General features: G+C 51.3%; 14 protein-coding genes. 6 read left to right on the top strand and 8 right to left on the bottom strand.

What is annotated here, in order from left to right:
* Positions 1 to 28: 28 nt before the first annotated feature.
* The 4 genes from QP938_08170 to QP938_08155 are packed head-to-tail and all read right to left on the bottom strand — an operon-like array spanning position 29 to position 2,964.
* Positions 29 to 1,369 carry an ATP-binding protein gene (locus tag QP938_08170; protein WIO73283.1) on the bottom strand — a complete coding sequence of 447 codons (1,341 nt, stop codon included), beginning with the start codon at positions 1,367 to 1,369 and terminating at the stop codon, positions 29 to 31.
* Positions 1,366 to 2,055, bottom strand: coding sequence for a response regulator transcription factor (locus QP938_08165; GenBank protein ID WIO73282.1), 690 nt, complete (start codon positions 2,053 to 2,055; stop codon positions 1,366 to 1,368). The genes QP938_08170 and QP938_08165 overlap by 4 nt, the downstream gene beginning before the upstream one ends.
* A 28-nt stretch (positions 2,056 to 2,083) precedes the next feature.
* The gene (locus tag QP938_08160; GenBank protein ID WIO73281.1) at positions 2,084 to 2,428 is read right to left on the bottom strand and encodes a PepSY domain-containing protein; all 345 of its coding nucleotides are present in this window, start codon (positions 2,426 to 2,428) and stop codon (positions 2,084 to 2,086) included.
* A gap of 41 nt (positions 2,429 to 2,469) precedes the next feature.
* Positions 2,470 to 2,964: a glycine zipper 2TM domain-containing protein gene (locus tag QP938_08155; protein ID WIO73280.1), complete on the bottom strand. Its 495-nt coding sequence runs from the start codon at positions 2,962 to 2,964 to the stop codon at positions 2,470 to 2,472.
* A gap of 159 nt (positions 2,965 to 3,123) precedes the next feature.
* Between QP938_08155 and QP938_08150 the strand changes: the two genes are divergently transcribed.
* Together QP938_08150 and hrpB are read left to right on the top strand one after the other, a co-directional pair.
* Complete coding sequence (locus QP938_08150; protein WIO73279.1) at positions 3,124 to 3,726, top strand: DUF502 domain-containing protein; 603 nt, start codon at positions 3,124 to 3,126, stop codon at positions 3,724 to 3,726.
* Between the two features lie 15 nt (positions 3,727 to 3,741).
* Positions 3,742 to 6,273, top strand: a complete 2,532-nt coding sequence (gene hrpB / locus QP938_08145; GenBank protein WIO73278.1) for an ATP-dependent helicase HrpB — start codon at positions 3,742 to 3,744, stop codon at positions 6,271 to 6,273.
* A 49-nt stretch (positions 6,274 to 6,322) separates the two neighbouring features.
* Here the strand turns inward: hrpB and QP938_08140 are convergent, their stop codons facing one another.
* The 4 genes from QP938_08140 to recQ form a co-directional block, all read right to left on the bottom strand.
* Positions 6,323 to 7,183: a PHP domain-containing protein gene (locus QP938_08140; GenBank protein ID WIO73277.1), complete on the bottom strand. Its 861-nt coding sequence runs from the start codon at positions 7,181 to 7,183 to the stop codon at positions 6,323 to 6,325.
* A gap of 85 nt (positions 7,184 to 7,268) precedes the next feature.
* Positions 7,269 to 7,562: a GIY-YIG nuclease family protein gene (locus tag QP938_08135; protein WIO73276.1), complete on the bottom strand. Its 294-nt coding sequence runs from the start codon at positions 7,560 to 7,562 to the stop codon at positions 7,269 to 7,271.
* Positions 7,563 to 7,679: 117 nt separating this feature from the next.
* On the bottom strand, positions 7,680 to 8,093 hold the full coding sequence (gene arfB, locus QP938_08130) for an alternative ribosome rescue aminoacyl-tRNA hydrolase ArfB (GenBank protein WIO73275.1): 414 nt from the start codon (positions 8,091 to 8,093) through the stop codon (positions 7,680 to 7,682).
* 10 nt (positions 8,094 to 8,103) lie between these two features.
* Positions 8,104 to 9,918 carry a DNA helicase RecQ gene (gene recQ, locus QP938_08125; GenBank protein WIO73274.1) on the bottom strand — a complete coding sequence of 605 codons (1,815 nt, stop codon included), beginning with the start codon at positions 9,916 to 9,918 and terminating at the stop codon, positions 8,104 to 8,106.
* Between the two features lie 160 nt (positions 9,919 to 10,078).
* Between recQ and kynA the strand changes: the two genes are divergently transcribed.
* The 4 genes from kynA to QP938_08105 all read left to right on the top strand — a co-directional run bounded on the left by kynA (position 10,079) and on the right by QP938_08105 (position 15,128).
* On the top strand, positions 10,079 to 10,912 hold the full coding sequence (gene kynA / locus QP938_08120; protein WIO73273.1) for a tryptophan 2,3-dioxygenase: 834 nt from the start codon (positions 10,079 to 10,081) through the stop codon (positions 10,910 to 10,912).
* A gap of 442 nt (positions 10,913 to 11,354) precedes the next feature.
* The gene (locus tag QP938_08115; protein ID WIO73272.1) at positions 11,355 to 11,801 is read left to right on the top strand and encodes a hypothetical protein; all 447 of its coding nucleotides are present in this window, start codon (positions 11,355 to 11,357) and stop codon (positions 11,799 to 11,801) included.
* 446 nt (positions 11,802 to 12,247) lie between these two features.
* Positions 12,248 to 13,630 carry an ATP-dependent RNA helicase DbpA gene (dbpA, locus tag QP938_08110; protein WIO73271.1) on the top strand — a complete coding sequence of 461 codons (1,383 nt, stop codon included), beginning with the start codon at positions 12,248 to 12,250 and terminating at the stop codon, positions 13,628 to 13,630.
* A gap of 67 nt (positions 13,631 to 13,697) precedes the next feature.
* Positions 13,698 to 15,128, top strand: coding sequence for an MATE family efflux transporter (locus QP938_08105; protein WIO73270.1), 1,431 nt, complete (start codon positions 13,698 to 13,700; stop codon positions 15,126 to 15,128).
* The last annotated feature ends 6 nt before the right edge of the window (positions 15,129 to 15,134 follow it).

Here is a 15,134-nt window from a genome sequence, read left to right as displayed (position 1 = left end):
TTATGTTTGTTTTTTTCTGAGACGGAGTTTAAAGCTGTAACTCAAACCGTGCGCCACCCAAATCCGATTGGTTCACCTGAAGAGAGCCGCCGTAACTGCTGACGATATCAATTACCACTGCAAGGCCGATCCCATGTCCAGGGTTGGCGCTATCAGCCCGGGCTCCACGTTGCAAAATGGCAGTATGTTGGCCGGCGGGAACGCCGCTGCCATTGTCTTCAATACATAGTAAAAGGTGTTTGTGGTCATTGCGCGCGGACAGGTGAATTAGTCCGTTGCCATATTTACAGGCGTTCTCCAGCAAGTTACCAAGAATTTCCATCAGATCTGCTTCGTCACCGCGGAAAAATACATCCTTTTCAATTTGTAGCTGGAAGTTGGGGCTCTGTTCGGCGAACACTTTCGCCAGGCTGTTACACAAACGCTGTGCCAGCGGAGCAACAATTACTTTACCTGCAGTGCTGGTTTGTGCGCGCACCGATCGTTGCAGTTGGTGCTGAACGATCTGGTCCATGCGATTTAATTGCTCAAACAGAACAGAGTTTTCACTGCCTTCGTTGCGTTGTTCCAAGTGACCACGCATGACTGCCAGTGGGGTTTTCAGGCTGTGTGCCAAATCTGCCAGTGTGGTTCGGTAGCGTTCCCGCTGTTCACGTTCGCTGCTGATTACTTCGTTCAGGTTCCCTGTTATCGGAGAAATCTCGCTGGGATAGTCGCCGCTCAGCAGTTCTTTATCCCCTGACTCAATGTCACGTAAATCCGCTGCGACTGTTTTTAAAGGCTTGAGCCCCCAGCGCAAAATCAGGAACTGCACAATTAACAAAAACAGAGCTAGCAAACCAAGCCAACGCCACAATTCAGTGCGATAGCTTTTTACTTCGGCAATCACAGGTGCCTTACTGCTAAGAATGGTAAACCGCAATAGCTGATTTTGATCGGACAGTTCCCAATTTACATCGTAGCTGTACGCAAATAGCTGCTGATCCCCGGAATCAATATCGTAAAAATGGCGTTTGCCAGGCTCTAATGATGTGTTCACCACATCGATTGGCGTGTCAATCAAGGTGGAGGCGGAGCGCCACAGGGTAGTTTTATCGTCACTGATTATGGCCATCAGGCCGGAGTTTAGGTTATTGAGTCGAGGCTCGGTCAAGAGTTCTGGCATTTCCAGTTGGCTATCTTCAACTTCTGCAGCACCCAGAAGTAAATAGATATAACTCTCCAGCCGCTCTTTCTGGGCACTTACCTGGCTGCGCTGAAAGGATTTTTCCAGCATAAACCCGCTGATACCTAAAAACAGTGGAAGCAATACCAGGGAGGCCAGCAGTAGCCGACCTTTGAGGGAGCCGGAAAATACTCGCCAGCTCAAGCGGATTCACCGTCAGCGCTAAGAGTAAAGCGATAGCCTTGGCCGCGTACTGTAACGATTGGTTTTAGTGAGCCTTTCGGATCCAGTTTTTTGCGCAGTCGGCCAATAAATACCTCAATTACGTTGCTGTCGCGCTCAAAATCCTGGGCGTACAGATGCTCGGTGAGCTCGGTTCGTGAAATAACCTTGCCGGCATGATGAGCAAGATATTCCAGCGTATTGTATTCGTAGCTGGTTAACTCCTGTGCCTGACCGTTCACTCTGACCTGCTTGGCTGTGGTATCAATTACCAGTGGGCCAAAACGAAGTTCAGCACTGGCGTGGCCACTGGAACGTCGTAACAGCGCATTGATGCGAGCGCGAAGCTCTTCCTGGTGAAATGGTTTCACCAGGTAGTCGTCAGCACCAGCTTCAAGGCCTTCCACTTTATCTTGCCAGCTGCCTCTCGCCGTTAAAATCAGAATAGGGAAGGTTTTGTTTTCTCTGCGCAGTGTTTTGATGATCTCGATACCGCTGAGCTGGGGTAGCCCCAGATCAACTACAGCAAGATCGTACGGGAATTCACGGCCTTGATAGAGTCCATCTACGCCATTGTCTGCAGTATCTACCGCATGGCCGTCTTTGGTTAAAAACTGCTGGAGTTGGCTGAGCAGTTGCGGCTCGTCTTCTACTATCAGTAGTCGCATAGTTTATGCCCTTGCTGGTTACCGCCAGTCAGCGTCTATATCCACGACGGTCGCTTTTATCCTTGCCCTTGTCTTTTTTATCGTCAGAAGACGATTTGCCGCCATACACACGGCCACTCTTGGCATCCACTATAACTTGGGTAACGCTGCCATTGGATTTAAGCAATTTCACCCGAAAGGCATCTTTTTTGTTGTACTGGATAGCAGTGATTTTCAGCACTTTGCCACCCACCTGTTTTTGAGCGATGGCACCAGCCTGTTCGCGGCTGACATCGGCAAGGGCGAGTGGGGAAGCGGTCAATGCGCTGACAGTGATTATTAAAACAAGCAGGAGCCTGATGCGCAGCATAAGATGTTTAAAAATGTGCAGCATGTCAGGCTCCTTTTAAAGTTTAGAAATTGTCCGCTATTGCATCAACGCGCGGGGCGTACGTCAACATGCACTTTGATGCGGCGACCCGGATCGTAGTTGGTGCGAGTGTAGTAGGTACGACCGTGATAGCGATAGCGTACATCGTAACCCACAATCACACGATAGCGATGGTCGCGGTGATGACGTGCTTCGTAGTAGTCGTCATCGTGGTCGCGGCGTTGAATATCTGTGGCAATTGCAGCGCCCAAAACCGCACCTGCTACAGCACCAACCTTCTTGCTGCTGCGGTTGTTGCCAACAGCGTTGCCGATACTACCGCCAATGATGGCACCCAGAACCGGGGCAGTGGCGGAGTCGTGGTGATCATCGTGGCGACTGTAGTGGCGACGGCTGCGCTCGGTGCGCCATTCGTAGATCGGGGTTACGCTGGTTACTTTAGCGTAATCCACGTGATGACCACGATCGCGGTGGTGGGGACCGGCCATTACCGAAGTAGAGGCCACCATCAGGGCAAACAGCATAGTCAGAGTTTTCATGGTATTTCTCCTTCTTCAATCCCGCACCCGTTTGGTGAGGTTGTGTGCAGATTACTCCCGCGAACCTGAACCAATTCTGAAGCAAGGAAAACTTTTTTTAACAGAACATCAAGGTAGAATGCAGCCATTCATATAATGGTGCTCAAACAGGAAGGCGGTATGAAGAAGATCTTTATTGGTGGGGTAATGGTGTTGTTGCCGGTGGCCTTATTGACCGCCGCTTTTGTCTGGGTATTCCGCTTTGTTACCGACCTGATTCGACCGCTCACCACACTGGTGGTAGACAATTTGGGTCTCCCTGAGCTGGTAGGCCACCTGATTGTGATTGCCGTGATTCTGGTGGTTTGCTTCCTGATAGGCGGGTTTGTTACCACCGGCCTCGGACGTTGGATTCACAACCGTTTTGACCGCTATCTGGTGAAGCTGGCACCGGGATATCGCTTGATCAAGGCAACACTGGAGCAGTTCTTTGGCGACCCTGACTCGTCCCCTTTTGCCAGTGGTGAAGTGGCGCTCGTGAAATTGTTTGGCACCGATTGCCCGACCTCTGTCACCGCTCTGGTGACTTCGCGCCACCCCAATGGTGACTTCACTGTATTTGTTCCTACTGGCCCCAACCCAACTTCCGGTTTGATGTACCACCTGAAACCGGATCAGGTCGAGTTGCATCCCGAGATCAAAGTGGAAGAGATGATGCGCACGATCATCGCCTGCGGCGCCGGTACCGGCAAGCTGTTTGGAAGCAACCCGGATACTCCCTGACATCTGGTAATTGTTGTGTCCAAACCATTCACCACAAATCTGCCCATCGGCGAAGTTCTTGATGACATTCGCCAGCAATTGGGTGAGCGCCATGAACTTGTTCTGCAGGCTGAGCCCGGCGCTGGTAAAACCACCGTCGTACCTTTGGCGCTACTGAACGAGCTCTGGTTGAGGGGGCGAAAAATCCTGATGCTGGAGCCTCGTCGTATGGCCGCCAGAGTGGCAGCGGAGCGAATGGCATCCACTTTGGGTGAGAAGGTGGGTGAAACGGTGGGCTATCGAATTCGGCTGGAAAGTCGAGTCAGCGATAACACTAAAATCGAAGTTATCACCGAAGGCATTCTCACAAGGATGCTACAAGACGATCCGTCACTGGCGGATACCGCACTGGTAATCTTTGACGAATTCCATGAGCGCAGCCTCGACGCCGACTTCGGCCTGGCTCTGTCCCTGCAGGGCAGGGAGTTGTTTCGCGATGACGACGACCCTCTAAAGCTGTTGGTTATGTCCGCCACCCTCGATGGTGAGGCGGTGTCAAAGTTGATGAACAATGCGCCTATCATTACCAGCGAAGGACGTTGCCATCCGGTCGAGGTTTACTACGGCACACCCAGTCAGCCCAACGAGCCGATTACCGGTCCGATGGTGGATGCCATCTGCACAGCACTAACCAGGCATCAAGGTAGCGTGTTGGCTTTTTTGCCGGGGCAAGGCGAGATCAATCGCGTGGCTGAGGCGTTGGCGGAGCGGTTAGAAGGCACAGATTTTAAAAATACGGTAATTGCGCCACTGTACGGGGGTTTGAGTCTTTCTGAACAGCAGCTGGCAATTTCGATTTGTGATGGCGGTGGTCGAAAGATTGTGCTTTCCACTAATATTGCAGAAACCAGTTTGACTATCGAAGGCATTACCTCAGTTGTTGATTCGGGTTTGGCGCGAGAGCCAATTTTTGATCCGCAAACCGGTATGACGCGATTGCAGACCCGGCGAATTTCCAAAGCTTCCAGTGTGCAGCGTGCCGGGCGGGCGGGGCGTTTGGGGCCGGGACACTGTTATCGACTGTGGGGCGAACAGCAACAACAGCAATTGGCCGCTCAATCTACACCGGAAATTCTTCAAGCGGATTTAGCACCACTGGTGCTGCAACTACTTGCTTGGGGAATTGATGATCCCAACGAGCTGGCTTGGCTCAACCCTCCGCCCAGTGGACCATTTAATCAGGCTCGTGATTTACTGGTGGCGTTTGGAGCTGCTGAGCAAACGCATGCAGGTGGATGGCAACTGACTGCTCATGGTGAGCAGATGGCTAATTTGCCTGCGCATCCAAGATTGGCGCATCTGCTTTTGGTGGGAATGGCTCATGGTGTATCGGAATTAGCTTGCCAGTTGGCGGCTTTGATGTCAGAGCGAGACCCTCTCAGCAGAGAAGGTGCAGATCTGTCCACTCGCTTAATGATCCTGAATGGTGACAGTCGTTGTCCGGCACATTTAAAAGGCTGGCGTCTGCGCATTTTGCAGCAAGCCAAGCGCTATCAATCATTCTGTCGCAAAAACCAGTCAAAAGCCGATCTTGATGAACTGCAGGCATTGGGGTTGTTAATTGCCGCCGCTTACCCGGATCGAATCGCAAAACGTCGCAATGGTAATAATTACTTGCTGAGCAATGGTCGTACTGCCACCTTGTCGGAGCACGATAGCCTCTCCCGCTGTGACTGGTTGGCCGTCGCTGAACTGGGCGGTAGGGTAGGACTCTCCAGTGATATTATTTTTTCGGCTGCTGAGTTTGATCCCGCGCTTTTGAGTGATGAATTGGCGGTTAACGTTATTGAAAAAGAATTTGTGCAATGGGTCAGCCGCGATGAGCGTTTTGTCGCAGAGCGCCGCAAGATGGTTGGTGCGATTGTTGTGCAGGCGACTCCGATACAGACTATTTCTATTGAGGCGAAAACCGAGGCGCTGATTCAATTGGTTCGCAATCGCGGCCTGAAATTACTGCCGTGGAACGACGAATTACGTCAGTGGAAGTCAAGGGTGATGCTATTGCAAGAAAATCTTGGCGATCCCTGGCCGAATGTATCTGATACGAATCTGCTGAATACGTTGGAAGAGTGGCTGGCTCCTTATCTGAATGACATCAATCGACTCAGCCACTTTCAGCAGCTTGACCTGAAATCAATTTTACAGGGGCTGTTACCGTGGCCATTACCACAGCAGTTGGATGAGCTGGCACCTTTGCGATTGGAGGTTCCATCTGGCTCACATATTCAAATTGACTATACTCAGTCGCCGCCGGTACTGGCGGTTAAATTGCAGGAGATGTTTGGCTGTCAGCAGACACCTACAATTGCCAATGGCAAGGTGGAATTAATGATACACCTGCTGTCTCCAGCCAGAAGGCCACTGCAAATAACCCAGGATTTGGCTGGTTTCTGGCGCACCGGCTATGAACAGGTTAAAAAAGAGATGAAAGGGCGGTATCCGAAACACCCCTGGCCGGATAATCCTTTGGAAGCTGTGGCGACAGGTAAAGTTAAAAATAGGCTCTAACTTTTAACAAATTTATTTTCTCCAAGAAAAAAAGTGGCCGATTGTTTAATCAGGAATTCCAATAATTGCTGATGTCACACTTGCTTTCCGGCATCACAGAATAATGCCCCAATTCAGACCACTGCAATCCCGGATGGTGAAAGTCTGACCCACAGGAGGCAAGCAATTCGAATTGCTCGCAAATATTTAGCATGTTGCGTGTATCGGAAGGAATTTGCTTGCCCGATACTACTTCCATGGCTTGGCCCCCGCAGCTTTTAAAGTCTTCAACCAGTGCCAATAGTTTGGTGCGCGTCATTTTATATTTGAGCGGGTGAGCGAGAACTGCGGTACCCCCGGCTCCTCGAATCCAGTCAATCACCTGTTGCATACTTGCCCAGTGCTGTTTTACGTCTCCGGGCTTTCCGGCGCCAAGGTACTTTTTGAATGCCTGTTGCTGATTTTTGACCGCTCCGACATTGACCAGATGTTGGGCGAAATGAGGGCGTCCGACATGATCGCCACCTGCAAGTTTCTGTACATCTTCCAGATTGCAATCTAGCCCTTTGGCGGTGAGTTTCGCGGCAATTTGCTCGGCTCTTGCAAGCCTGGCTTCAGTTTGGAATTGCACTCCCTCGGCAATGGCATCGCTATTCAGGTCAATTTCCAGCCCCACGATATGAACGCCTTGCTTGCGCCATGTAGTGGAAAATTCTATGCCTGGAATAAGTTTAACCGGACAGTCTTCGATACTTATTTGCGCGTACGCAGCTACGGTATCGTGATCGGTAATGGATAAATGGGTAACGCCGTTATCACTGGCCCGCTGAACCAGTTGTTGTGGGGTTAGCGAGCCGTCTGAGCAGGTGGTGTGGCAGTGCAGGTCTACTTTCATGGGGTGGAATTTAGCATAAGTGGTTGCGTAAGACACTGGATTGCTTCGTCGCTATGCTCCTCGCAATGACGACTGCGGAGCTTACGTCATCGCGAACATAGTGAAGCGACCCAGCGTCTTATCATCCAAGTAAGGCTGGGTATAGATCATTCCAATAAGGGTTGGTTGACTCATTTAGCTTGATCTTGTTAGTGCAAGAACCGGCCTTTAACTGCTTTTCTCGAATGATAGCATCAAGCATGGATTGATGAAGCTCATAGTAGACCAGCCAATCCAACTTATAGCGTTTGGAAAATCCATCCACTTGATGCTGTTTATGTTGCCAGATACGCTGAATAAGATTGCTGGTTACTCCAGTGTAAAGAGTGCCGTTGCGCTTGTTGGTGAGGATGTATATCGCTGGTTGTTTTTGCATAACTCTTCCTTGAGTTGTTTTTTTAAGACACTGAATTGTTTTGCTGCGCTCGCAATGACGTGATACCCACACAGTTCGTCATTGCGAGCGCAGCGACGCAATCCAGTGTCTTTAGATTCAATCCATCACCTTGCCCCGCATGGCTTTCACCTTTCCTCGCTGAGTCTTTTTATCCATGCGTTTTTTCTGTGAGCTTTTGGTGGGTTTAGTGGGGCGGCGGGTTTTCTGGACGACAGTGGCTTTTTTAATAAGCTCGCGCAATCGCTCCAGCGCGTCTTCGCGGTTTTTTTCCTGGGTGCGAAATTGCTGGGCCTTGATAACGACCACACCTTCTTTGGTGATACGTTGGTCTTTGCTGGCCAGTAGTCGCTCTTTGTAAAAATCCGGCAGCGACGAGGCGTTGATATCAAAGCGCAGATGGATGGCGCTGGAGACCTTGTTAACATTCTGGCCGCCGGCGCCCTGAGCGCGAATGGCACTCAAGTCGATCTCTTCATCGGGAATGGATACGGTATTGGATATATACAGCATCAAAGGTTCCTTAGACATGCTCCCGGATAACTTCCAGAAATTCACTGCCAAACTTTTCCATTTTAGACTGGCCGATACCACTGATGTTCAGTAACTCCATTTCGCTGGTAGGGTGGTATTCCATCATTTCCATCAATGTGGCGTCGTGGAAAATCACATAGGGCGGTACGCCATGTTCGTCTGCAAGCTGCTTGCGGCAGGCCCGCAGGGCTTCCCAGAGCTTTCGATCCGAGTCGCTGACATTGGAACCATGCTGTTTGCGAACCGGCTTGCGCAGTTGCGGTTCGGCCAGGTCAGTGCGCAAAGTCAGGCTGATTTCGCCGCGCAGTAGCGGGCGACTGGCTTCGGTCAAGCGGAGTGCGCCATAAGCTTCGGGGTCTGAAATAAGATAGCCCTGGACCACCAGTTGCCTCACGACAGAGCGCCATTGCTGGTCGGATAGCTCTTTGCCGATACCGTGAGTGGAGAGCTGGTGATGTCCCCACTGGTACATTTTGTCGTTCTCTTTGCCACGCAGCACGTCAATTACATGGCCGGCCCCAAAGCGCTGGCCGGTGCGGTAGATGCAAGAGAGAAGTTTTTGGGCGGCTTCAGTGCCATCCCAGGTTTGTGGCGGGGTCAGGCAGATATCGCAGTTGCCACACTTTTTCTCGCCACTGGCTGATTGATAACCTTCACCAAAATAACCCAGCAGCGACACCCGTCGACACTCGGTGACTTCACACCAGCCCAAGAGTGAATCCAGTTTGGAACGCTCAATGCGCTTTTGTTGTTCGTGGCTGCCGGAGTCATCCACCATCTGGCGCAGCCGAACAACATCCTGCAGGCCATACACCATCCAGGCATCGGCTGGCTCGCCATCACGACCGGCTCGGCCGGTTTCCTGGTAGTAGGCCTCCATGCTCTTGGGTAGATCCAGATGGGCGACAAAGCGCACATCCGGTTTATCAATGCCCATACCAAAGGCAATCGTGGCCACCATCACGATGGCGTCTTCACGCAGAAAGCGCTGTAAGTGCTCGGCGCGCATCTCGGCGGGCAGCCCGGCATGATAGGGCAGAGCAGTGAGTCCACGAGTGGTGAGCCACTCAGCGGTAGACTCAACTTTCTTGCGAGACATACAGTAAACAATGCCGGAGTTGTCGCGATGGCCAATCAGGAATTTGATCAGCTGCTTTTTTGCATCGGTTTTTGGTTGCACGCTGTAGCGAATATTGGCGCGGTCAAAGCCACTGACAAAGCGCTTGGGGCTATCGAATGCCAGACGTTCGGGGATTTCCTGCTGAGTGCGTGGATCGGCCGTAGCGGTAAGTGCCATACGCGGCACACCGGGAAAGTGTTCCCGCAAGCGGTTCAGCAACAGGTAGTCCTGACGAAAATCGTGCCCCCACTGGGATACGCAGTGGGCTTCATCAATGGCAATCAGGGAAATTTTAAACTGGCTCAGCAGTCGAAGAGTGCGGTCCTGTAACAGTCGCTCCGGGGCAATGTAGAGCATATCCAGATCGCCCTGGTGCATCTGACGCAATACATCCTGTTGCTCGACATCACTGAGCGTCGAGTTGAGAAACGCAGCGTTGATACCGAGCTGTTGCAGGGCAGACACCTGGTCTTGCATCAGCGCGATCAGGGGGGAGACTACAATTCCCATACCATCGCGCACCAGTGCCGGAATCTGGTAACAGAGCGACTTGCCGCCGCCAGTGGGCATCAGCACAAGAGTGTCGTGGCCTGCCAACGCGGATTCGATAACCGCTTGCTGAGGGCCGCGGAAGGCGTCGTAACCGTAGATTTCGTGCAGGACGTTTAAGGCGTGATCAATCATCGCGGCATTATACCGATGAGGACATCGATTGTGAGGATGAATTCAGCCTGAAATTGCGCAGAGAAGCGGAGTATTGTCAATATTTCCAATATTCTTACAAACCCTTACAATCTTTACGTGTAAACAATTTTGGTCAGGGGTAACTAACGTGAAATGTCCAATGTCCGACAATACCGTCGATCTCAAAGGGGAAGAAATCCACTGGGATCAGGATATCAGTTATGGTCAGTATTTGGCTCTGGATCAGGTGCTGAATGCTCAGCACTGCCTGTCAGACAGCCACGATGAGATGATGTTTATCGTCATCCACCAGGCGTCCGAGCTGTGGATGAAACTGATGATCCATGAGCTGACAGCGGCCATGGAGAGTGTAAAACGCGATGAGCTGGGGCCTGCGATGAAAATGCTGGCGCGTATCGCCCGTTGCCAGGAGCAGTTGATTCACTCGTGGAATGTATTGTCCACCATGACTCCAAAAGACTACCTGAGTTTCCGTGATTCACTGGGTCAAAGCTCCGGCTTCCAGTCTTACCAATACCGCATCATCGAATTCTCCCTGGGCAATAAAAACCGCGATATGGTGAATGCTCACAAGGCTTTCCCGGAAATCTTCACGCGCGTAAACGATGTTCTGAATGCACCCAGCATCTACGACCTGACCCTGCAGCTCTTGGCCAAACGCGGCTTTGATGTACCCAAAGAGTGCCTGGAGCGTGACTGGAGTGTTGCTTACACAAGCAACCCGAAAGTAGAAGAGATTTGGGGTGAGATCTATAAAAAAGGTGATGAGTACTGGGATCTGTACGAATGGGCGGAGAAGCTGGTGGATATGGAACACCGTTTCCAGACCTGGCGTTTTGCCCACATGAAGACGGTTGAGCGCATTATCGGTTACCGTAAGGGGACTGGTGGTACTGGTGGTGTGAGTTATCTGGTGAAGGCTCTGGATTTGAGCTTCTTCCCGGAGCTTTGGTCGGTTCGCACCAAGTTGTGATGTGCTGATTGTTTGAGTTGAAAAGGGCGGCTGAATTAGTCGCCCTTTTTTGTTTCCGTCATTCCCGTGAACGTACAGATTGTCATTCTGAGCGATTACGTTGTCATCCTGAGCGTAGCGAAGGATCTCACAAGGTTGCTCTGGTTCTTTGGATTTCGCCCCCGAAGGTTTGGAGTGCGCCTGCGGCGGGCGGCTTCCATGCACTGGGGGCGACATTCTTTTCTTTGCTGGCTCAAAGAAAAGAATGCAAAAGAAAGAGCCTTAAAAGAGCTTCACCTTCTCGGCAGTGAATTGTACTGACCCTAGGGGTTTACTTACTCCCCAAGATTCACTGTTATATCCTGCGATGCTTTTAGGTTCTACCCAAGAATAAAGTTACGATATTGCTGTAATCTTAATATGAAGTAGAAACCTGCCAACATTTATTAGATAGAGGTGCGTAATGCTTAAATTGTTTTCTCTAGGCTTGATGCTTGTTTTATATATAGATACTTCAAATGCCACAGAAGAAACTAAGCTTATTGACTGCCGTTCTGGAGATTCTGTCGAGAGTGAATTTTTTCTGGATAAGGATTTTGTTGTTGAGGTTTCAATTAATGAGGCCATTTTGAAAATGTTGGCCGCCGATGTTTCAGCTAGAGAAGAGGTATTGGCGTATTATATTCCAGATCAATTGGGTTATGTAGAATATGAAGAGAAGCTCAAGCACTATGAGAAGGTTAACTATGTGAGTCAAGCAAGATGTATGGCAAATAATTATAAGGAAGGTGATCATGTATGGCGATTTAAGAGAGAGCGGGAGCAACAAGGGATTTATCAGGAAGGCTTTTTAATTAAAAGGGGGCAGTTAGTTATTGCATTTATGATTGAAAAGGATGTTCGCATATAAACGATGAGACCCTTGTAAGTCACAAGTAATGAATCGCCACTAGTTCATTAGGCCTTTGGGTAGAATCCAGAAGCACCGCAGGATATAGCAGTCCCACTTGGGGAGTAAGCGAGCTTCTAGGGGCTGTACAATTCACTGCCGAGAAGGTGAAGCGCTTTTAGCCCCTTTTTCTTTTGGTTTCTTTTCTTTTTGGGAAGGCAAAAAGAAAAGAAACTCGCCCCCAGTACACTGAACCCAGCCCGCCGCAGGCGCACACCTAGCCTTCGGGGGCGAAATCCCAAGAATCCAAGCAACCCTATGAGATCCTTCGCTCCGCTCAGGATGACAAGAAATAGATTATCGCCATCGGCGCTCAATGCGTAAACGTATTAGTCCCGCTTGTGCGGGAATGACAAGCTAGATATCTGCTACAATCCCCCTCCACCCACCAACACAGCTTCCCCCAAGTGCAAAACACCAAATTCGCCTCACTCAAACTCCCCCAAAGTCTGCTCAAAAACCTTGATGACCTCGGCTATCGGGAAATGACCCCCATTCAGGCCAAGAGCCTTCCGTACGCGCTGGGCGGTCGGGATGTGATTGCCAAGGCCAAAACCGGCAGTGGCAAGACGGCGTCGTTTGGGATTCCCATGCTGACCCAGCTCAACGTAAAGAGCTTTAAAGTGCAGGGACTGGTGTTATGTCCGACCCGCGAACTGGCGGATCAGGTGGCCAAGGAGCTGCGTCGGCTGGCGCGGTTTACCCATAACACCAAAATTCTGACCCTCTGTGGCGGTGTGGGTTTTGGGCCACAGCTGGGCTCGCTCGAACACGGCGCGCATATTGTGGTGGGGACCCCGGGGCGTATTCAGGAGCATTTGCGTAAAGGGTCGCTGTCGCTGAAGCATTTACAGATGCTGGTACTGGATGAAGCTGATCGCATGCTGGATATGGGGTTTTATGACCGAATTACCGAGATCATTAACCTGACCCCGAAAAAGCGCCAGACACTGCTGTTTTCGGCGACCTATCCAGACACCATTGAACAATTGAGCGCCTCTATCCAACGTCAGCCAGTGTCGGTAAGCGTAGAGGCGGTCCACAAAAGTTCTGATATCGAGCAGTGTTTTTTCCATGTAGAAAAATCAGCACGTGCTGAAGCGCTGATCAAGTTGCTGGCTACGTATCGTCCTGAATCCACGGTGGCGTTCTGCAACACCAAAAAGCAATGTGCCGAATTGGCGGCTGAGTTACGCGAGCAGGGGATTTCGGCTCTGGCGTTGCACGGCGACCTTGAGCAGCGCGATCGTGATCAGGTGCTGGTGCGATTTGCAAACCGCAGCTGCTCGGTGTTGGTGGCCACGGATGTGGCGGCACGTGGACTGGATATCAGCGATCTGCAGGCGGTGGTGAATGTGGAGCTGTCACGCGACCCAGAAGTGTATGTCCACCGTATCGGTCGTACCGGCCGTGCAGGTAAAAGTGGTTTCGCCTGGAGCCTCTATACCGAGCGTGAGCTGTATAAGCTGGATGCCATTGCCGAGTATCAGGGAAACCCAATTGAGGAAGGCAATCTTGCGGATATGAAAGCGCCGAATGATTTTGAGCTGCGCCCGCCAATGGTCACGCTGGAGATTGCCGGCGGTCGCAAGCAGAAAGTTCGGCCCGGAGATATTCTCGGTGCACTTACCGGTGATGCTGGTATACCCGGCCAGCAGGTGGGCAAAATAGATATTTATGATTTCAGTGCCTTTGTGGCGGTTAAACGTGCCGTTGCCAACCAGGCTTTGAAACGCCTCGAAAAAGGTAAGATCAAAGGGCGCAATTTTAAAGTCAGAAAGTTGCGTTAAGTTTCTGGCGAAAGTACTTCGTTGCTGTATGCTGCTTCACTTGAGCTGTTAATGGACGACTGACTCGATGAAAACTGCGGTATTCACCAAAGGTTCAACGCTTAAACACATTCTCGTAATGACTGGCGCCAGCACAGTAGGTTTGTTGGCGCTGTTTACTGTCGATCTGGTCGATATGTATTTTCTCAGCCTGCTAGGGCATGAGGAACTGGCGGCGGCGATTGGCTTTTCCGGTACGTTACTGTTCTTTCTCACCTCGGTGGGTATTGGCTTGCAGATCGGTATGGGGGCGCTGGTAGCTCGTGCCGAAGGGCGTCACGACCGGGAGCTAGCCGGGCGCTACTACGGCAACCTGATGCTATTCAGTGCGTTGTTGGCGACAGTGGTGATGTTGCCGGTATGGATTTATCTTGAAGATCTGTTTGTATTCCTGGGTGCCAGTGGGCTGACCCTTGAGCTGGCACTGGATTACAGCCGAATTATTCTCCCAAGCACACCTCTGTTGGCTTGCGGTATGTGCGCTGCGGCGGCACTGCGCGCAGTGGGCGATGCGCGTCGTTCGATGTGGACCACTATGGGCGCGGCGGCGGTAAATGCGGTGCTGGATCCAATTCTTATCTTCGGGATGGATATGGGTATTCAGGGCGCGGCCACTGCGTCGGTAATTTCCCGCCTGACGCTGATCACCATCGGAGCGATAGCGGTATGGAAGCATCATCAGTTGGGTAAGAAACCGAGCTGGCAATCTCTAAGGGCAGACCTGCGCGCAATTGTGCCAATTGCCGGCCCGGCGATGTTGACCAATCTGGCGACGCCTATCGGCAGCAGTTATGTTCTGAAAACCATGGCAACTTTTGGCGATAGTGCGGTTGCTGGTGCAGCCATTCTGGGGCGGATTGCGCCGGTGGCATTTGCCTTGATCTTTGCATTATCCGGTTCGGTTGGGCCAATCATTGGCCAGAATGCCGGTGCTGACTTATATCGTCGGGTTCGCCAAACCCTCTACAACGCGCTTCTGGTTAATGCAGGGTATGTGCTGTTGATCTGGTTGGCGATGTTTTTACTGCGCAACCAGATTATTGATGCCTTTGGCGCGGAAGGGGATGCGGCACATCTGATCGATTTTTACGCGACCTGGCTGGTAATCGGTTTCGCCTTTAACGGCATGTTGTTTGTCGCAAATGCGGCGTCAAACAATCTCAATCGCGCTACTCAGGCAACCATGTTTAATTTTGCCCGCGCGCTGTTGGGTACTGTACCGCTGGTGTACCTGCTGTCTGACTGGTTTGGTGCGGTAGGTGTTATTGCCGGTGAGATGGCCGGCTCTCTGTTGTGGGGCACAGTCGCCTACACAATAGTGCTGTGGCAGGTTCGCAAGATGGAGCGGCACCATGAGATGGTTGTTAAGCCGGAGGTGTGTGTAGAGCAGAGCGCTCAATCACCATACAGTTCCGCACGTTCCCAAATGGGCGGGTCATTCGCCAAGTCGGAGGAGTAACACTCG

The sequence above is a fragment of the Porticoccaceae bacterium LTM1 genome, from assembly GCA_030252795.1.
In the GTDB taxonomy this organism is placed as follows: Bacteria; Pseudomonadota; Gammaproteobacteria; order Pseudomonadales; family Porticoccaceae; genus SCSIO-12696.
This window is presented reverse-complemented; position numbering and strand designations above follow the sequence as displayed.

Bases quoted from the DNA above. Each gene is read 5' to 3' on its own strand.
- QP938_08160 (WIO73281.1), bottom strand. From the start codon at position 2,428: ATGCTGCACATTTTTAAACATCTTATGCTGCGCATCAGGCTCCTGCTT.
- QP938_08165 (WIO73282.1), bottom strand. From the start codon at position 2,055: ATGCGACTACTGATAGTAGAAGACGAGCCGCAACTGCTCAGCCAACTC.
- QP938_08150 (WIO73279.1), top strand. From the start codon at position 3,124: ATGAAGAAGATCTTTATTGGTGGGGTAATGGTGTTGTTGCCGGTGGCC.
- QP938_08155 (WIO73280.1), bottom strand. From the start codon at position 2,964: ATGAAAACTCTGACTATGCTGTTTGCCCTGATGGTGGCCTCTACTTCG.
- kynA (WIO73273.1), top strand. From the start codon at position 10,079: ATGTCCGACAATACCGTCGATCTCAAAGGGGAAGAAATCCACTGGGAT.
- arfB (WIO73275.1), bottom strand. From the start codon at position 8,093: ATGCTGTATATATCCAATACCGTATCCATTCCCGATGAAGAGATCGAC.
- QP938_08135 (WIO73276.1), bottom strand. From the start codon at position 7,562: ATGCAAAAACAACCAGCGATATACATCCTCACCAACAAGCGCAACGGC.
- QP938_08105 (WIO73270.1), top strand. From the start codon at position 13,698: ATGAAAACTGCGGTATTCACCAAAGGTTCAACGCTTAAACACATTCTC.
- QP938_08115 (WIO73272.1), top strand. From the start codon at position 11,355: ATGCTTAAATTGTTTTCTCTAGGCTTGATGCTTGTTTTATATATAGAT.
- recQ (WIO73274.1), bottom strand. From the start codon at position 9,918: ATGATTGATCACGCCTTAAACGTCCTGCACGAAATCTACGGTTACGAC.